18 protein-coding genes are annotated in these 18,034 nt (G+C 63.9%); 6 read left to right on the forward strand and 12 right to left on the reverse strand.

Features of this window, described 5'->3' with window-relative positions:
• Positions 1 to 2 precede the first annotated feature (2 nt).
• The 11 genes from C5P05_RS31020 to C5P05_RS31070 form a co-directional block, all read right to left on the reverse strand.
• Positions 3 to 1,256, reverse strand: coding sequence for a cytochrome P450 (locus tag C5P05_RS31020; protein ID WP_114973727.1), 1,254 nt, complete (start codon positions 1,254 to 1,256; stop codon positions 3 to 5).
• A gap of 4 nt (positions 1,257 to 1,260) precedes the next feature.
• On the reverse strand, positions 1,261 to 2,298 hold the full coding sequence (bioB, locus tag C5P05_RS31025) for a biotin synthase BioB (RefSeq protein ID WP_114973728.1): 1,038 nt from the start codon (positions 2,296 to 2,298) through the stop codon (positions 1,261 to 1,263).
• A 10-nt stretch (positions 2,299 to 2,308) separates the two neighbouring features.
• Positions 2,309 to 3,097 (reverse strand): dethiobiotin synthase, encoded by a 789-nt coding sequence (gene bioD, locus C5P05_RS31030; RefSeq protein ID WP_232834742.1) that lies wholly within the window; start codon positions 3,095 to 3,097, stop codon positions 2,309 to 2,311.
• Complete coding sequence (bioF, locus tag C5P05_RS31035) at positions 3,094 to 4,323, reverse strand: 8-amino-7-oxononanoate synthase (protein ID WP_114973730.1); 1,230 nt, start codon at positions 4,321 to 4,323, stop codon at positions 3,094 to 3,096. The genes bioD and bioF overlap by 4 nt, the downstream gene beginning before the upstream one ends.
• Positions 4,289 to 5,707, reverse strand: a complete 1,419-nt coding sequence (gene bioA / locus C5P05_RS31040; RefSeq protein WP_114973731.1) for an adenosylmethionine--8-amino-7-oxononanoate transaminase — start codon at positions 5,705 to 5,707, stop codon at positions 4,289 to 4,291. Before bioA ends, bioF begins: the two co-directional genes overlap by 35 nt.
• A complete protein-coding gene (panD, locus tag C5P05_RS31045) occupies positions 5,704 to 6,084 on the reverse strand; it encodes an aspartate 1-decarboxylase (protein ID WP_114973732.1) in 381 nt (126 codons plus the stop codon). The genes bioA and panD overlap by 4 nt, the downstream gene beginning before the upstream one ends.
• 59 nt (positions 6,085 to 6,143) lie before the next feature.
• Positions 6,144 to 6,512: a 6-carboxytetrahydropterin synthase gene (locus C5P05_RS31050; protein ID WP_114973733.1), complete on the reverse strand. Its 369-nt coding sequence runs from the start codon at positions 6,510 to 6,512 to the stop codon at positions 6,144 to 6,146.
• A gap of 13 nt (positions 6,513 to 6,525) precedes the next feature.
• Positions 6,526 to 7,164, reverse strand: a complete 639-nt coding sequence (gene queE / locus C5P05_RS31055; protein ID WP_114973734.1) for a 7-carboxy-7-deazaguanine synthase — start codon at positions 7,162 to 7,164, stop codon at positions 6,526 to 6,528.
• Positions 7,161 to 8,798: an L-aspartate oxidase gene (nadB, locus tag C5P05_RS31060; RefSeq protein WP_114973735.1), complete on the reverse strand. Its 1,638-nt coding sequence runs from the start codon at positions 8,796 to 8,798 to the stop codon at positions 7,161 to 7,163. The genes queE and nadB overlap by 4 nt, the downstream gene beginning before the upstream one ends.
• Before the next feature lie 37 nt (positions 8,799 to 8,835).
• Positions 8,836 to 9,684 (reverse strand): segregation and condensation protein A, encoded by an 849-nt coding sequence (locus C5P05_RS31065; protein ID WP_114974173.1) that lies wholly within the window; start codon positions 9,682 to 9,684, stop codon positions 8,836 to 8,838.
• Positions 9,685 to 9,767: 83 nt separating this feature from the next.
• A complete protein-coding gene (locus C5P05_RS31070) occupies positions 9,768 to 9,974 on the reverse strand; it encodes a DUF3460 family protein (RefSeq protein WP_114973736.1) in 207 nt (68 codons plus the stop codon).
• A 113-nt stretch (positions 9,975 to 10,087) separates the two neighbouring features.
• Here C5P05_RS31070 and hyfB point away from each other — a divergent pair, with 113 nt between their 5' ends.
• The 6 genes from hyfB to C5P05_RS31100 are packed head-to-tail and all read left to right on the forward strand — an operon-like array spanning position 10,088 to position 17,260.
• On the forward strand, positions 10,088 to 12,112 hold the full coding sequence (gene hyfB, locus C5P05_RS31075; RefSeq protein ID WP_114973737.1) for a hydrogenase 4 subunit B: 2,025 nt from the start codon (positions 10,088 to 10,090) through the stop codon (positions 12,110 to 12,112).
• The gene (locus C5P05_RS31080; protein ID WP_114973738.1) at positions 12,109 to 13,059 is read left to right on the forward strand and encodes a respiratory chain complex I subunit 1 family protein; all 951 of its coding nucleotides are present in this window, start codon (positions 12,109 to 12,111) and stop codon (positions 13,057 to 13,059) included. Before hyfB ends, C5P05_RS31080 begins: the two co-directional genes overlap by 4 nt.
• The gene (locus C5P05_RS31085; RefSeq protein ID WP_114973739.1) at positions 13,056 to 13,715 is read left to right on the forward strand and encodes a formate hydrogenlyase; all 660 of its coding nucleotides are present in this window, start codon (positions 13,056 to 13,058) and stop codon (positions 13,713 to 13,715) included. The genes C5P05_RS31080 and C5P05_RS31085 overlap by 4 nt, the downstream gene beginning before the upstream one ends.
• A 2-nt stretch (positions 13,716 to 13,717) precedes the next feature.
• On the forward strand, positions 13,718 to 15,172 hold the full coding sequence (locus tag C5P05_RS31090; protein WP_114973740.1) for a hydrogenase 4 subunit F: 1,455 nt from the start codon (positions 13,718 to 13,720) through the stop codon (positions 15,170 to 15,172).
• Between the two features lie 4 nt (positions 15,173 to 15,176).
• Positions 15,177 to 16,727 (forward strand): NADH-quinone oxidoreductase subunit C, encoded by a 1,551-nt coding sequence (locus tag C5P05_RS31095; protein ID WP_114973741.1) that lies wholly within the window; start codon positions 15,177 to 15,179, stop codon positions 16,725 to 16,727.
• Positions 16,727 to 17,260: an NADH-quinone oxidoreductase subunit B family protein gene (locus C5P05_RS31100; RefSeq protein ID WP_114974174.1), complete on the forward strand. Its 534-nt coding sequence runs from the start codon at positions 16,727 to 16,729 to the stop codon at positions 17,258 to 17,260. Before C5P05_RS31095 ends, C5P05_RS31100 begins: the two co-directional genes overlap by 1 nt.
• Here C5P05_RS31100 and C5P05_RS31105 read toward each other — a convergent pair.
• Positions 17,257 to 18,030, reverse strand: a complete 774-nt coding sequence (locus C5P05_RS31105; RefSeq protein ID WP_114973742.1) for a YoaK family protein — start codon at positions 18,028 to 18,030, stop codon at positions 17,257 to 17,259. The two genes, C5P05_RS31100 and C5P05_RS31105, sit on opposite strands and share 4 nt — an antisense overlap.
• Positions 18,031 to 18,034: the final 4 nt, after the last annotated feature.

Genomic DNA, 18,034 nt, shown 5'->3' on the forward strand with positions numbered 1-18,034 from the left:
GTTCAGGTGGTGGCCGTGCGACGCAGTGGCAATGTCATGAGCCCCCGGTAGGCCGGGTTGCTGCCCCAGCGCGGCGCGGCATCAAGCAGGCTCAGATCGGGCCAGCGCTGCAGCACCTGGCGCAAGACCATCTCGGCTTCCATGCGCGTCAGCGCTGCACCAATGCACACATGCGCTCCCGAGCCGAAGGTCAGCGAAGCGCCCTCGCTGCGCGTGATGTCCAGCGTGTCGGGTTCGGCATAACGCGCCGGGTCCCGGTTGGCGGCACCGATCAGCGGCAGCACCAGCTCGCCGCGTCGCAGCCGCTGGCCGTGCAAGACCAGATCGGTTGCCACGCGCCGTCCGGTGTACTGCACCGGCGGGTCAAAGCGCAGCAGCTCGCGCACAGCGCCCGGCAGCAGCGCCGGGTCTTGTTGGAGCTGCCGCCACTGCTCGGGATGGCTCAGCAGGGCTTGCAGCCCACTACCCAGCAGGTGGCGCGTGGTCTCGTGGCCGGCGAACAGCAACATGGCGCACTGCGCCAGCAGTTCCGGCCCGCTTTCGATCTCGCCAGCCGCTTCGGACTGCACCAGCCGGCTCACCAGATCGTCACCGGGCGCCAGGCGTTTGTGCGCCAGCAGGCTCTCGAAATAGTCGCACATGGCCAGCAGGCTGGTCTGGGCACGGCGCGCCTGAGTCCGCGTCGGCTGCGCCGTGCCGATGAAGATGGCCAGCTCGTCCGACCAGGCCATGAAATCGGCGCGCTGCCCGCGCTCGATGCCCAGCAGCCGGGTGATCACCTGCACCGGCAAGGGCCGCGCCACGCGCTCGATGAAATCGAAGGTGTCGGTCGCCGCCACATCCGCTTCGACCTGATCCAGCAGGCCGGTGATGATTTGTTCGATGTGCGGCACCAGCTTGTGAATCACCTCGGGGCGAAAGCCCGCGTTCATCACCTTGCGGATGCGTGGATGGTCAGGCGCATCCAGGAATAGCAGGGCGCGCGCGAACAGGCGCTGGAAGCCACCCAGTTCGCCGGGATTCTCCTCCCGGTCCTTGATCCAGGCGCCGGTGCGCTGCGCGGAAAAGCGCGGGTCCTTCAGCACCAGCTCGACATCGGCATGGCGCGTCAGCAGCCAGGCGCCGCCAAAGAACTCCTCGCTCCAGTGGATCGGGCCGGCCTCGCGCAGCGCCCGGTAGGTCGGATACGGATTGGCTAGAAACGAGTCATCGATGAGGGGGCGCTCCGACTGGACCGGCGCCAGCACGGCATTCATCAGTTCAGCACGTCTGGGTTGACGCCGCGGGCCGCTCGCCCTGTGCCTTTAGGCCCAGGCGCGCAAACAGCTGGCGGTCCCGATCCGCCTGCGGGTTGCTGGTGGTGAGCAGCTTGTCGCCGTAAAAAATCGAGTTGGCACCGGCCAGGAAACACAAGGCCTGCAGGGCTTCATCCATCTGTTCGCGCCCGGCCGACAGCCGCACCATGGTCAGCGGCATGGTGATGCGGGCGATGGCAATGGTGCGCACAAACTCGAACGGGTCCAGCGGCGCGGTGTTGGCCAGCGGCGTGCCCTCGACGGCGACCAGGTTGTTGATTGGCACTGACTCGGGGTAGGGGTGGAGGTTGGCCAGTTGGGCGATCAGTCCGGCGCGCTCGGTCCGGGACTCGCCCATGCCGACGATGCCGCCGCAGCACACGTTGATGCCGGCGCTACGCACATGGGTCAATGTGTCGAGCCGGTCCTGGTAGGTGCGGGTGGTGATGATGCTCTCGTAGAACTCGGGCGCGCTGTCCAGGTTGTGGTTGTAATAGTCCAGCCCGGCGTCCTTCAGGGCCTGGGCCTGCTCGGCTTCGAGCATGCCCAAGGTCATGCAGGTCTCCAGGCCCAGGGCGCGCACTTCGCGCACCATGTCGGTCACGCGTTCCATGTCGCGTTCCTTCGGGCTGCGCCAGGCGGCGCCCATGCAAAAGCGGGTCGCGCCCTGGTCTTTGGCCGCTTGCGCTGCCTCGATCACCTCGGACAGCGGCATCAGTTTGCTGGCCTCGATGCCGCTGTCGGCCGTTGAGGCTTGCGGGCAGTAGCCGCAGTCCTCGGAACAGCCGCCGGTCTTGATCGACAGCAGCGTGGACAGCTGCACCTCGTTGGCGTCAAAGTGTTCGCGATGCACTTGCTGGGCACGGAACAGCAAATCCATAAAGGGCAGCGCGTACAGGGCCTCGATCTCGGCGACTGGCCAGCGTTGTGGGACGTCTGGTGTGACGGTTCGTGCCGGAGCGCTGCGCAGGGATGACACTGGGACGATGGAAATGGTGGTCATGTTGGGTCTTTCAGGAGGATGCCAAAGAAGAAGGAGAGGTCAAAACGGGGGCTAAAACAGAAGTCAAAGCGGCTGTGTCCAGGTGGGCGGCAACCTTGGCCGGCGTGGGCTGCGCCAGCCACGGTACCAGGCCGAGGCAGGGCGCGCCATGTTGTTGCCACAGGCGCTCGCGCAGACAGGCGATGTTCTCATCGACCCAGGGCATGTTTGCGTCAACGACGTTGCCAATCCAGCCAAGCAGGCGCAGGCCGCGCGCGCGCACCTCCTGCGCCGTGAGCAAAGCATGGTTGATGCAGCCCAAGCGCAAGCCCACCACCAGCACGACGGGCAACTGGAAATCGCAGGCCAGGTCGGACGTGTCCCAGTCGGGGCCCAGCGGCACGCAAAAGCCACCGACGCCCTCGATCACCAGCACATCGGCCCGGCTTGCTAGCGCCTGCGCCGCGCGCAGGAGGGCGGCACGGTCAATCGCCTCGTTTTGCAGGGCGGCAGCGATGTGCGGCGCGCAGGCGGTCTCCAACTGGCAGGGCCCGACCTCGGCGTCGGTCAGCGCCAGTGAACTGGCTTGACGCAGGGCACGCACATCCTCGTTGACGCATTGGCCGTCGATCAGGCTGGTGCCGGCGGCCACCGGCTTGAAGCCGGCGCTGGACCAGCCTGCCTGGGCCAGGCAGTGCAGCAAGGCGGCGCTGATGCGGGTCTTGCCAACCTCGGTGTCGGTGCCGGTGACGAAGCAGCCGTGCAACCGGGCCGGCTGGGTCATTGGGGCGTGCGCAGTGGATGGAGAGAGCCGGCTCATGCCACTGTCCCGGTCAAATCTTGCGCGGCGCGAGTCAGGCCGTCGAGCAACTGCTGCACGTCGGCGGCACTGTGCGCCGCGCTGAGCGTGATGCGCAGCCTGGCCGTGCCGGCGGGCACTGTCGGCGGGCGGATCGCCGGCACCCACAGGCCCTGCGCGTCCAGCGCGGCGGCCAGCGCCAGTGCGGCGGCGTTGTCGCCGATGATGAGCGGCTGGATCGCGGTGGCCGAGTCGCTTAAGCGCCAGCCCAGCTTCGGGTGTGCTGCAATCAGGGTTGTGAGTTGCGTGCGCAACTGAACAATCAGTTGCTGCAGGTGGGCGCGTCGTTGTTGACCCTCCTCGCCACCGATCAGGCGCAGGCTTTCGCGCAAGGCATGGGCCACGGCCGGTGGCGCGGCGGTGGTGTAAATATAGGGGCGGGCCGATTGCACCAGCCACTCGATGATGCTCGGGTGCGCCGCGACAAAAGCACCACCGAGTCCCGCGGCCTTGCCCAGCGTGCCCATGTAGATCAGGCGCTCGCTGCGCAGATTGAAATGCGCCAGGCTGCCGCGGCCCTTGTCACCCAGCACGCCAAAACCGTGGGCGTCGTCCACGATCAACCAGGCGTCGAAGCGCTCGGCCAGCGCCAGCAAGGCCGGCAGATCGGCCAGGTCGCCGTCCATGCTGAAGACGGCGTCGGTCACGATCAGCTTGACCGGTGTCGTGCAGCGCGCCAGCTGGCGCGCCAGCAGCGCCAGCTGGCCGTGTGGATAGCGCTGCATTGGCGCCTTGGCCAACAGCGCGCCATCGATCAGCGATGCGTGGTTGAGTTTGTCGGCAAAGATCGTGGCGCTAGCGTCGCCCAGGGCGGTGAGCAGGGCGAGATTGGCCATGTAGCCGGTACAAAAATAAAGCGCCAGGGCCTGCGGAATGCTGGGCGCCAGCCAGTCCGCCAGCTCATCTTCGAGCGTGGCATGGGCGCGCGAGTGGCCGTTGATCAGGTGCGAGGCGCCGCTGCCGGCGCCGAATTGCCGGGCACCGTCCGCCAGTGCCTGGATCAGCGCCGGGTGATTCGCCAGGCCCAGGTAATCGTTGCTGCAAAACGCCAGCAAATCACGCGCCGGCTGGCCGTCCCGGCTGACGCGTTGGTGTGGCGCGCAGGGCGACTCGGTGATGCGGCGCTGGCGTTTCAGCGCCAGCACTTCGCGCTCACGCAGTTGGCGGTTCAGGTGTTCTATCAACATCAGGAGGACTTTGCTTCAAAACATCGTTCAGTGTCGCCAGCAGACGCTCGGCCAGCCATAGCGACAAAGCCTCGGTGAGCACGTAAGGCGGCATCAGGTAGATGGTGCGCCCGATCGGTCGGATCAGCAGTTCGTGCTCCCGGCCGACCAAGTGGAAGCGCTCGGAAAAACGCGGCCCCATCAGCGGCTCGCGCACCTCAAAGGCCCAGATCATGCCGAGCTGGCGAAAGTGCTCGATGCGCGGATCGCTGGCCAGTGGCGCCAGCGCCGTGGTCAGGATGGCCGCTTGCTCCCGGTTGCGCCGCAGCACCTCATCCTGCTCAAAGCGATCGAGTACCGCCAGCGCCGCGCGGCAGGCCAGCGCATTGCCGGTGTAGGAATGCGAATGCAGGAAGCCGCGCGCCACGTCGTCGTCGAGAAAGGCCTCAAAAATGCTGTCGCGTGACAGCACCAGCGAGAGCGGCAAATAGCCGCCGCTGATGCCCTTGGACAGGCAGACCAGGTCCGGCCAGATGGCGGGTTCACCCACCAGCGCGGCCTGCTCGAAGGCAAAAAAGGTGCCGGTGCGGCCGCAGCCGACTGCAATCTCATCCGCAATCAGCGTCACCTCAAACCGGTCACACAGCGCGCGCACGGCGCGCAGGTAGGCCGGGTCGTACATTGCCATGCCGGTGGCGCCCTGCACCAGCGGCTCCAGGATCAGGGCGGCAATCTGCTCGTGGCGGGTTTCAAACAGTGCCTGCAGCGCTGCGGCGGCGCGCATCGCCACATCGACAGCGGACTCGCCCGCAATGGCCTGGCGCGCATCGGGCGACATCACTTGGTGCACGCGCATCAGCAGCGGGTCGTAGGCGTCGCGGAACACGGCCACGTCGGTCACCGCCAGCGCGCCCAGTGTCTCGCCGTGGTAACCCTGGCGCAAGCAAACGAACTCGCGCTTATCGCCTCGTCCCCGATTGCGCCAGTGGTGAAAGCTCATCTTGAGCGCAATCTCCACCGCCGAGGCACCATCACTGGCGAAAAAGCAATGCCCGAGTACGCCACCGGTCAAGGCCGACAGGCGTTCGGCCAGTTCCACCGCCGGGGCGTGGGTGCAACCCGCCAGCATGACGTGTGGCAGGGTGTCGAGCTGCTCCTTGAGTGCTGCGTTGATGCGGGCGTCGGCATGGCCGAACAGGTTGACCCACCAGGAACTGCTGGTGTCGAAGTAGTGACGGCCGCTGTCATCGAACAGCCACGGCCCTTCGCCGCGCGTGATTGCCAGCGGCGGCACTTGGGCTGCGCGCTGCATCTGGGTGCAGGGATGCCAGACAGCGGCCAGGCTGCGTGCGGCCAGCGTGGACGATGGGGTGCTGGCCGAATGACCGTCAGTTCGCGTCGTCACAGCTGCTGCGTTGGCACCTTGTGGCGCAATTCGGTCTGCTTGTTCTTGTCGTCGACGAACACCAGTTGCGGCTCATGCCCGGCGACTTGGTCGTTGTGCACCTGGCCAAAGGCGGCAATGATGATCAGGTCGCCGACGGCGGCGCGGCGTGCCGCCGAGCCGTTGACCGAAATCATGCCGGAGCCGCGTGCACCCTTGATGGCGTAGGTGATGAAGCGCTCGCCGTTGTTGATGTTCCAGATGTGGATCTGTTCGTTCTCGACCAGGTTGGCGGCGTCCAGCAGGTCTTCGTCGATGGCGCACGAGCCTTCGTAGTGCAGCTCGCAGTGGGTCACGGCGACGCGGTGGATCTTGGATTTGAGCAGGGTGCGGAACATGGAAGTCTCCTCGGAATCAATGTGAACGGGAACGGAAACAGGGCGAGGGCGCGCCGGTCTCAGGGCTGAAGCTCCAGCGTACAGGCGTCGCCCACGGCGTCGCGCCAGACGCGCACGCGGCGCAGTGGTGGACCCAGGTCGGGCAGCGCCTGGGCGATGAACAGGCACAGATTTTCCAGCGTCGGCGGGCCCAGGTCAGGCACCTCGTCGAGCATGTGGTGGTCCAGTCGTTCGCGCAGCTCGCCCAAGGCCTGGCGCAGCAGGCCCAGGTCGATCACCATGCCGGTGACGGGGTCGCGCGGGCCGGACAAAGAGACCTCGGCGTGGTAGGTATGGCCATGGATGCGGCGACTGCCCTCGGCCTCGATCTCCCGTTTCAGGGTGTGGGCGGCGTCGAAGAAAAAACGTTGACTGACAGTGAATAACATGGGGTTCGGAGTCTCAGCGGATGCCGCTGATTTTGTGGGTTTGCAGGCTCAGGCGCCAGACCGGGTGCTGCAGGCAGGCGTCGATGCAGGTGCTCATGTTGGCGGCCTGCTTGGGGCTGTCCATCGGTTGCAGGAAACGGTGGCTGAACTCGCCGGTGGTCGCCATGGTCTGCAGGTCCAGCGCGGGCTGGGGCCAGACCAGTTTGAGTTCCTGGCCCTGCTGCTGCACCCAGGGGGCGCCGGCCTTGGGGCTGACGCAGAGCCAGTCGATACCGGCGGGTGCGGCAACAGTGCCATTGGTTTCCACAGCGATGCGAAAACCACGCGCGTGCAGCGCATCGATCAATGCGGTGTCGACTTGCAGCAGGGGCTCGCCGCCCGTCAGCACGGTCAGGCGATTCGCCCGGTCACCGGCGGGCCATTGGGCTTCGATCTGGTCGGCCAGCTGCTCGGCCTGTGCGAACTTGCCACCCAGCGTGCCGTCGGTGCCGATAAAGTCGGTATCGCAGAAGCGGCAGACGGCGCTGGCACGGTCTTCTTCGCGGCCGCTCCACAGGTTGCAGCCGGCAAAACGGCAGAACACGGCCGGCATGCCAGCCTGTGCACCTTCGCCCTGCAGGGTGTAGAAAATTTCCTTGACGCTGTAAGTCATTTCGTCTTCGCGGCTTGGGGCGGCCCGGCGACGCTCAAAGGCGTCAGAATGGTGGGCAGCGCCACCGGGGCGAGTTCAGGGTAGTCACGGCTGAAATGCAGGCCGCGGCTTTCATGGCGGGCCTGGGCGCTGCGCACGATCAGGTCCGCCACCTGCACCAGGTTGCGTAGCTCCAGCAGGTCACGCGTGACGTGGAAGTGCGCGTAATACTCCTGGATTTCACCCTTCAGCAGGGCAATGCGGTGGGCAGCGCGTTCCAGCCGTTTGTTGGTGCGCACAATGCCGACGTAGTCCCACATGAAGCGGCGTAACTCATCCCAGTTGTGCGAAATCACCACGGCTTCGTCGGCATCGCTCACGCGGCTGTCGTCCCAGGCCGGCAGTGTGGGTGCCGGTGTCGCCGTGGCTTGGGTGATTGCCTGCGCCGTGGCTTGGGCAAACACCATGCATTCCACCAGCGAGTTGCTGGCCAGGCGGTTGGCACCGTGCAGGCCGCTGCAAGCGGTTTCGCCAATGGCGTACAGGCCATCCAAATCAGTGCGCCCGGCCAGATCGGCCACGACACCGCCGCAGGTGTAATGCGCCGCCGGCACTACCGGAATCGGCTGTTTGGAGATGTCTATGCCCAGCTCCAGGCAACGGGCGTAGATGTTCGGGAAATGTTCCTGTAGAAAGCTCAGAGGCTGGTGCGAGATGTCCAGGTAGACGCAATCCAGCCCGCCTTTTTTCATCTCGAAGTCGATGGCGCGCGCCACCACGTCGCGCGGCGCCAGTTCGGCGCGCGGGTCGTGCTGCGGCATGAAACGCGTGCCGTCCGGCAGCAGCAGGCGGCCGCCTTCGCCGCGCACCGCTTCGCTGATCAGGAAGGATTTGGCGTGCGGGTGGTACAGGCAGGTCGGGTGGAACTGGATGAACTCCATGTTCTGCACCCGGCAGCCAGCGCGCCAAGCGGCGGCAATGCCGTCGCCGGTGGCCGTGTCCGGATTGGTGGTGTAGAGGTAGACCTTGCCGGCGCCGCCGGTGGCCAGAATGGTGTGTGGTGCCTGGAAGGTGAGCACTTCGTCGGTGGCTTCGTCCAGCGCGTACAAACCCAGGCACTGGCCGCGGACTGCGCTCGGGGCACCGCCGCCGTGCGAGGCCAGCTTGGCGTCGGTGATCAGGTCCACCAGGGTGTGGTTTTCAAACAGGGTGATGTTGGGCGTCTGGCGCACGCGCTCAATCAGGGTACGCTGCACGGCCGCGCCGGTGGCATCGGTCACATGCACAATGCGCCGCGCACTGTGGCCGCCTTCGCGGGTCAGGTGCAACTGGCCAGCTTCTTCGGAGAACGGCACACCCATCGTCTGCAGCCAGGCAATCGCCTGCGGCGCCTGCTCCACCACGAAGCGCGTGGCGGCCAGGTCGCACAGGCCGGCGCCGGCGATCAGTGTGTCGTCAACATGGGCCTCAAAGCTGTCGTCCTTGCTCCAGACGGCGGCAATGCCGCCCTGGGCCCAGCCGCTGGAGCCCTCGTGCACGGCGCGTTTGGTGATGACGGCAACGCGTTGGGTGGGTGCCAATAGCAGGGCGGCACTGAGTCCGGCCAGACCGCTGCCGACAATCAGCACGTCAAAATGAAGGGTGGTAGAAGACATTACAGAAGTTGGCACGGGGGTGCCAGGGTTCGCACATTCATGCGGGTGAGTAGGCCAGTCTGACGTAAATGGGGGCAAATACTTCGGCCTGGGTGATTTCAATCAGGGTTTCTTTGGCGAGCTCGAGCATGGCGATGAATGTGACGACCAATACCGGCGTGCCTTTGCTGGCGTCAAACAGCTCCTCGAATTCGACAAAACGGCGCCCCTGCAATTTCTTGAGCACCATGCTCATGTGTTCGCGCACCGACAGCTCTTCGCGCGTGATCTTGTGGTGCTGTACCAGTTTGGCGCGTTTGAGAATGTCGCGCCAGGCTTCCTGCAGATCGACCACGTTCACATCCGGGAAACGCGGCTGCAGCGACTGCTCGATATACACCTGCGCCTTGAGGAAATCGCGGCCAAACTGGGGCACGGCGTTGAGCTTGGCGCCGGCCAGCTTCATGCGCTCGTATTCCAGCAGACGGCGCACCAGTTCAGCGCGCGGGTCTTCGGCCTCTTGTCCCTCGGCCACCTTCTTCGGCGGCAACAGCATGCGTGACTTGATTTCAATCAGCATGGCCGCCATCAGCAGGTATTCGGCCGCCAGCTCCAGATTGCGGCCGCGAATCTCATCGACATAGATCAGGTACTGGCGCGTCACGCCCGCCATGGGGATGTCCAGAATATTGAAATTCTGCTTGCGGATCAGATACAGCAACAGATCCAGCGGACCTTCAAACGCTTCCAGAAAGACTTCCAGCGCATCCGGCGGAATGTACAAATCGCGCGGCATGGCAAACAGTGGCTCGCCATACAGCCGCGCCACGGCGACGTGGTCAACCACGTCCGGCGTGCCGGGTACGTCGGGTGTGCTGCGGATGAGCAGCTCGGCGCTGCCAACCATGTCAACCATGACAGACATTCATTTGCTATTAAATATATAGCTGCCGGCGCATGTTCGTCAAGGGCTGGAGGCCTAAAATGCCGTTATTTTGGTTCGGTCTGGTAGACGTAGGGCTTCTGCTCTACCTCGGCTTCGCGGTACTCGCTCCAGGCGCTGCGGTCAACCGCTTTGTCCCACAGCAGTTCGCGGCCCTGGCGCTGTTTGGCCTCCAACTCCGGATCTTTGGCCTTGAGCTGAGCAATGAACTGGGTCACTTCAGACTGGTACTTGGGACGGTAGAAAATATTCATGTGCTAAACCTCTTTGCCGCATTTTACCGGGGTCGCGGTGGACCTTGGCGCCCGCAGTCAGCGTGTACTATTGGTAACATGTGTATTCGAATCTGTTTTCCTGCTGACGCTGCATGAACAGTTTTCCCCATCCTGCCGCTTGGGTCCATCTCGACTGGGTTCTGGTGGTGGTCGCTGCCTGGCTTTTGATGGGTGTGATGGGGGTGTTGGCCCTGCGGCGTTTCAGGTTGGTGGCGACGGTGCTGTTCCCGGCCAGCGGGTTTTTCTCCCTCCTGTTGCTGGGCGTGGGCTTAAGTGCTGTGGGGACTGGGCCCGAGGTGGCCGTGCTGCCCATTGGCCTGCCCCAGCTGCCTTTTCACCTGCGCCTGGACAGTCTGTCGGCCTTCTTCCTGATGGTGATCGGCGGCGTATCGGCCGGCGTGTCGCTGTTTGCGGCCGGTTATTTTCGCCAGGGGGAGGGCACGCCGCCCGGCCTGATCTGTCTGGAGTACCACGTATTTCTGGCCAGCATGGCCATGGTGGTGATCGCCGACGATGCCTACGCCTTCATGGTGGTCTGGGAGACCATGGCTTTTTCCTCGTTCTTCCTCGTCATGGCGAATCACCGCATTCCGGAAATTCGCCATGCGGGCTATCTCTACATGCTGGTAGCGCACATCGGCGCTCTGGGCATTCTGCTGTGTTTTGGTGTCTTGCAGGCCAACACCGGCGACTACACCTTTGCCAATATGCGGGCGCAGCACTTGTCGCCGTTCTGGGCATCGGTCGCCTTTGTGCTGGCGGTGTTTGGCTTTGGCGCCAAGGCCGGCCTGCTGCCCTTGCACGCCTGGTTGCCCGAGGCGCATCCGGCCGCTCCGTCGCCCATGTCGGCCCTGATGAGTGGCGTGATGCTGAAGATCGCACTCTATGGCGTGTTGCGGGTGTCGTTCGATCTGCTGCAAACGCGCATCTGGTGGTGGGGTGTGATGCTGATGGCGATTGGCTTGGCGACCGCACTGTTCGGGGTCATCTTCTCCACGGTGCAAGTGGAAATGAAGCGCTTGCTGGCCTATTCCTCAATTGAAAACGTGGGCTTGATGTGCGCGGGTTTCGGTTTGTCCCTGCTGTTCTCAAGCTACGGCATGAAGGCGCTGTCTGCCCTGGCGCTGACAGCGGGCTTGTATCACCTGGTGAGCCACTCTTTTTTCAAGAGTCTGCTCTTCTGCAGCACCGGCGCCGTCTTGCATGCCACCGGTGAGCGCAGCCTGGGCAAGCTGGGCGGCCTGATTCGCTACATGCCCTGGGTCGCCTGGCCCAGTCTGATCGGTGTGTTGGCCTGTGCCGGCTTGCCGCCATTTGGCGGCTTTGTCGCGGAGTGGCTGCTGCTGCAAAGCTTTCTGTTCACCACCGGTCTGCCCAGTTCCTTTCTCAACATGCTGGTGCCCGTGGTGGCGGCGTTGATAGCCCTGATTGCCGCACTGTCCGGCTTCACCATGGTCAAGTACTTTGGCGTTATTTTCCTCGGCCAGCCGCGTGAAGAAAAACTCTCGGGGGCGCATGATGCCGGCACCTGGGAACGCATGGGCATGCTCTGGCTGGCGGCAGGCTGTGTGGTGTTAGGACTGCTGCCCAACCAGGTGATTGCGCTGCTGGACCCGGTGACGCAACTGCTGGTCTCGGCGGGCCTGGCGCAGACGGTGGCGGCCAATGGCTGGTTGCTGGTGCCCGTGAGCATTGAGCGCGCGAGTTACTCGCCGGCGATCTTCTTGTTGGGCGTGCTGGCCTGCTTTGCCCTGGCTTACCTGCTGGTTCGCAAGTTGTTCAAGGGCGGTACCCGCCGCGCGCCGCCCTGGGACTGCGGTTATCCCTGGCAAACCGCCCGCATGCAGGACACGGCGGAAGGTTTTGGCCAGCCCATCCGGCAAATCTTCGAGCCCATGTTTCGCATGAAGCGGGAGCTGCCCACGTCTTTCGATGAGCATCCGCGCTACCTTGTGACGGTGGAGGACCCGCTGTGGCATTGGCTGTACCTGCCGGTGGTGGCCGTGGTCGAGCGTTGCTCCAGACTGATCGGCCTGCTGCAGCAGGGGCGCATCGCGGTCTACCTGATGTACAGCTTCGTGACCCTGATCGTGGTGTTGCTGGTGGTGAAGCAATGAGCATCCTCGGACTCATATCTCAATTGATGGCGATTGCGATGGCGCTGCTGCTCGCGCCCTTGTTGTCGGGCTGGGTCAACCAGTGGCGCGCGCGTCTGCAGAACAAATCGGCCCCGGGGTTGCTGCAGCCCTACCGCGTCTTGCACAAGCTGTTCAACAAGGAATCTGTGCTGGCCGAACATGCGTCAACGCTGTTTCGCATAACCCCTTACATTGTCTTTGGCTGCATGTTGCTGGCCAGTGCCATCATTCCGACCTTGTCCACCGACCTGCCCTTGTCGCCGGCGGCAGACGCTATTGCGCTGGTGGGTCTGTTTGCGCTGGCGCGGGTCTTCATCTCGCTGGCGGCGATGGATGTGGGCACCGCCTTTGGCACGCTCGGCGCGCGGCGTGAGATGTTGGTGGGATTTCTGGCCGAACCCGCCTTGCTGATGGTGTTGTTTTGCGCCTCCATGATTTCCCGCTCGACCTCGCTCACCACGATTGTCGAAACGCTGGCGCACCGGGATCTGGCGATCTACCCCAGCCTGCTGGTGGCCGGTGTAGCGTTCACCATGGTGTCGCTGGCGGAGAACGCGCGCGTGCCGGTGGACAACCCGGAAACCCATCTGGAACTCACCATGATCCACGAGGCCCTGATCCTGGAGTATTCCGGACGCCACCTGGCGCTGCTCGAATGGGCGGCCAGCCTGAAACTGTTTGCCTATTCCTGCATGGGGCTGGCGCTGTTTTTCCCCTGGGGCGTGGCCGAAGCCCATGCGCCGCTGGCGCTGCTGCTGGCATTGCCGGTGCTGATCGTCAAGCTGGCCGTCGGCGGTATTTTCCTGGCGCTCATCGAGACGCTCAGCGCAAAGATGCGTATCTTTCGCGTGCCGGAGTTTCTCGCCACGGCTTTCATGCTGGCCGTGATCGGCCTGCTGGTTAATGTCTTGCTGGGGGTCTCATGATCAAGTTCCTGCCCCAGTTGGTCAACCTGTTTGCCACCCTGATTTTGATGCTGTCGTTTGCCATGATCTCGCAGCGGCGCATCGTCTCCCTGATCAATCTCTTCACCCTGCAGGGGGCGGCCCTGGTGGCGGCGTCCATCCTGCTCGGCTATGCCACGAACCAGCCGGACCTTTATGTGTCAGCCGGCCTGACGCTGGTACTCAAGGTCATTTTGATTCCCGTGTTGCTGCACCGGGTCATTCGTCGCCTTAACGTGCGCTGGGATGTGGAAACGCTGATCAACATACCGACCACCATGCTGGTCGGTATCGGACTGGTGATTTTTTCCTTCAGCCTGGCCTTGCCGATCTCGCGCCTGTCTTCCTCCATGGCCGGCGGCGCGCTGGGCATCGCGCTGGCCTGCGTGCTGCTCTCCTTCATGATGATGATCACCCGTTCCAAGGCCGTGCCGCAGGTGATCGGCTTTCTGTCGATGGAAAACGGACTGATTTTTGCCGCCACCACGGTCACCAGCGGCATGCCCATGATCGTGGAATTTGGCATTGCGCTGGATGTGCTGGTGGGCGTTTTGATTTTGGGCGTATTCATGTTCCAGATCCGCGAAAAATTCGATAGCCTGGACATCCACAACCTCGAAGCGCTCAAGGAAGATTGACTTTGCAAGCCTTGTTTTTTGTTCTGGGATTCCCGCTGGCGGGCAGTGCGGTGCTCGCGTTCACCGGTCATCGCGATTTCGCGCGCAACATCAACGTCGCTTTCAGTCTGGCGACCTTTGTGGCCGCTGGCTTTCTCACGGTGCAGATCATTGCCGACGGACCTGTTTTTGTCTGGGACAAGCAGTTCTACATCGATCCGCTCAATGTGTTTCTGGTCACCCTGACCGCTTTTGTCGGGCTCACCACGGCCCTGTTTTCCCGGCCCTACATGCGCGTCGAGCAAGACCGCGGCAAAATGACGCCGCCGCGCATGCGCCTGTACCACGGCATGTACCAGTTGTTCAGTTTCACCATGCTGCTGGCGCTGACCACCAACAACCTGGGCATTCTCTGGGTGGCGATGGAGGCCGCCACGCTGACCACCGTGCTGCTGGTCAGCGTCTACCGCACCGCAGCCAGCCTGGAGGCGGCCTGGAAATATTTCATTCTGTGCGGCGTCGGCATTGCCCAGGCGCTGTTTGGCACCGTGCTGCTGTACATGGCGGCAGAAAAAGTGCTGGGGCCGCACGGCGCCACCTTGTTGTGGACCAGCCTGGATGCCATCAAGACCCAGCTTGACCCGTCCATTGTCACGCTCGCTTTTGCTTTTCTGTTCATCGGTTATGGCGCCAAGGTCGGCATGGTGCCCTTGCACAGCTGGCTGCCCGACGCGCACGCGGAAGGCCCGACGCCGGTGTCGGCCGTGTTGTCCGGCCTCTTGCTCAATGTGGCCATGTACGCCGTGCTGCGCTGCAAGGTGCTGACCGACGGCGCCCTGCAGGGGCCGCTGGCCGGTCAACTCATGATGGGTTTTGGCTTGCTGTCGGTGGTGGTGGCGGCGTTCTTTATTTCGCGCCAAAAAGATGTCAAGCGCATGTTTTCTTACTCGTCGATCGAGCACATGGGCTTGATCACTTTTGCGTTCGGCATGGGCGGGCCTGTCGCCAATTTTGCCGGCCTGCTGCACATGACGGTGCACTCCCTCGTCAAGTCGGCCATTTTCTTCACGGTGGGCCACGCGACACAGAAGGCCGGTAGCCAGATCATGAGCGAGATTCGCGGCCTCATCAAGGTGAATCCGACGGTGGGCTGGGGCCTGATGCTGGGCAGCATGGCAATTCTGGGCATGCCGCCGTTCGGTGTTTTTGCCAGTGAGTTCCTCATCCTTACCACAGCCATGCGCGAACAAGCCTGGGCCACGCCGTTTCTGTTTCTCGCCCTTGGCGTGGCCTTCGCCTCCATGCTTTTCCGGGTGCTGCCCATGGTGTTTGGCGAGACCAAGCTCCGGCCGCTGGCCCATGCGCCGGCCTTGCTGCCGGTGTTCATTCACCTCGCGCTCGCCCTGATCCTGGGTTTGTACATTCCGCCCTATCTCAATACCTGGTTCGTGCAGGCCGCAAAAATGTTGGGAGTCTGAACCGATGAACATGGCAGGCTTGAGTTTTGATCTGCAAGGCATGCAGGCGCCGGTGCCGATCTGGCGTGCCAGCGTCAGTGCCGACGACTGGCGGGCTGCGGCCTTTGCCGTGCGCGAGTCCGGCGGGCGACTGCTGGCCTTGTGGGGCGGTGCGCCGGCGACGGGTGCCGCCGTGTGTGCCGCCTATGTGATGGCGGACGGTTTGGTCTGGCTGGCGTTGCCGCTGGAGGGGGACCAGAGCACCTATCCCGACCTGGTGCCGTTCTTTCCGGCAGCCGCCAGAATGCAGCGGGCGGCCTTCGATTTGTCGGGTATCCAGGCCACCGGCACCAAGGACCAGCGCCCCTGGCTCAACCATGGCGCCTGGCCGGCAGACTACTTTCCCTTGCGTCACGGTGCAGACATCACACAGACTTTTCCTGAGGAAAAGTTGCAGGACTACCCGTTTGTCCGCGTCGAGGGAGATGGGGTGCACGAGATCGCGGTCGGCCCGGTGCACGCCGGCGTGATTGAACCCGGCCATTTCCGTTTTTCCGTGGTGGGCGAGAAGGTGCTGCGCCTGGAGCAGCGCCTGGGCTATACGCACAAAGGCATCGAGCAGCGTATGACGCAGCTTCCCCCGTTGCAGGCCAGCCGATTGGCCGGACGGGTGTCGGGCGACTCCACCGTGGCCTATGCCTGGGCCTACAGCATGGCGCTGGAAGCAGCGGCCGGCTGCGACATTCCCGCGCGCGCTTCCTGGTTGCGCGCGCTGCTGCTGGAGCGCGAACGCGTCGCCAACCACCTGGGCGACCTGGGTGCGCTGGGCAACGATGCGGCCTTTGCCTTTGGGTTGGCGCAGTTCTCGCGACTGCGGGAGGACTGGCTGCGCCTGTCCCATGCAGTGTTCGGGCATCGCCTATTGATGGACTGCGTGCTGCCCGGCGGCGTGGCGCGTGATATCGAGCGCGCGCACATCGACAGCCTGCGCCAACAATGTGATGCGGTGGAGCGCGAAGTGCGGACCCTGCAGGCGATCTACGAAGAGCATTCGGGTTTGCAGGACCGCTTCATGACCACCGGCCGGGTGACGCCAGTCCTGGCGGCTCAATTGGGCTTGACCGGCCTGGCCGGGCGCGCCAGTGCGCAGGCCTGGGACCTGCGCTGTGACCATCCCGGCGTGCCGTATGACCGCTTGCAGGTCAGAATGGCGACCCACCGCAATGGCGACGTGGCCGCGCGCGTGGCGGTGCGCTTCGACGAGGTCTTCGAGTCGCTGCGCCTGATACGGGACATTCTGGCCGAGCTTCCCGCCGGGCCGGTGCGCCAGGATGTGTTACTGCCCGAGCAGGCCAGCCGTGGCGCGGGTTGGGTGGAGGGCTGGCGCGGCGAGGTCTTTGTGGCGCTGGAACTGGAGGGCGCCACCAGCCAGCATCGCATCCGTCGCTGCCACTTTCACGACCCGTCCTGGCAGAACTGGCCGGTGCTGGAGCACGCCATCATGGGCAACATCGTCCCTGACTTTCCGCTCATCAACAAGTCGTTCAACCTCAGCTACTCGGGGCAGGATTCATGATCTGGAAAATCGTCAGGCAGATCGCCAGGAACGGCATTCGCACGGAGCCCGCGCCTCAGGCTCGCGATGAAGTCCAGGCGGAGGCTGGCCGGATTCAGGCAGACGTGCTGGCCCTGCTGGGCCAGGCCCTGAGCATCCGCATGGTGGATGCCGGCTCCTGCAACGGCTGCGAGCTGGAGATCAACGCGCTGGGCAACCCCTACTACAACATCGAGGGACTGGGCATCAAGTTCGTGGCCAGCCCGCGCCACGCCGACCTGCTGCTGGTCACCGGCCCGGTCTCGCGCAACATGGCGACCGCCTTGCGGCGCACCTTTGACGCGACGCCCGACCCCAAACTGGTGGTGGCGGTGGGAGACTGCGGGTGTGATGGTGGTATTTTTGGCGAAAACTACGCCAGCCTCGGGCCGGTGTCCCGGGTGATTCCGGTCGATGTCTGGGTGCCGGGCTGTCCGCCCGCGCCGATCGAGATTCTGCGCGGCATTCTGACGGCGGTGCGCCGTGGCCACAGCCTGCCAGCTGACCCGGGCTAGCGACCCTGGTCAGAATCGTGGGGAGGCCATTCCGTCTCCATCCAGCTTTTCGCGTCGTTGATGACTGGATGCCAGACCATCAGCAACAACAGGATGGACAGCGGGACCGTGGAGATGTAGCCGATGGTTTTGAATCCTACCGCGCCCAGCAGACCGCCGACAAAAAAACTGCAAATCAAGGTGACGTGGATGCGCAGCTTGCGGCGGTTGGCCAGGACCAGCTTGTCGCGCGTCAGTCGATTGATATAGAGCAGCTTGCCCAGTTCAATGCCCAGATCGGTGACCAGGCCGGTGACGTGGGTGGTGCGGATTTCGGCGTTGGAGATTTTGGTGATGACGGCGTTCTGCAGGCCCATGATGAAGCACAGCACCAGCACCGTGAGCGGCACAAACAGGCCGGCAAAAAAATTGATGCCGGTCCCAAACAGGCCAAACAGCAGCAGCAGCCCGGCCTCCAACAGCAAGGGGCGGCCATAGGCGCTTTGCAGCTTTCGCCGCAGTCCCCAGTTCACCATCCAGGCGGTGGTCATGGCGCCGCTGATGAATGCGAGCAGTGACAACAGGCCGGCGAGGGCCAGAGCAATCTGGCCCAGCACCAGATGGTCTGCCACGGACGACACGATGCCCGTCATGTGGGAGGTGTATTGCCCCACGGCCAGGAAACCCCCGGCGTTGGTGGCACCGGCTACAAAACTGAGCGTGGCGCCCAGCCGGATATTGTTTTGGGTGGTTCGCTGTACCGAGGTCCAGCCGCGCAACTGGGGAATCATGTCA

The sequence above is a fragment of the Rhodoferax ferrireducens genome, from assembly GCF_003347515.1.
Classification (GTDB): domain Bacteria; phylum Pseudomonadota; class Gammaproteobacteria; order Burkholderiales; family Burkholderiaceae_C; genus Rhodoferax.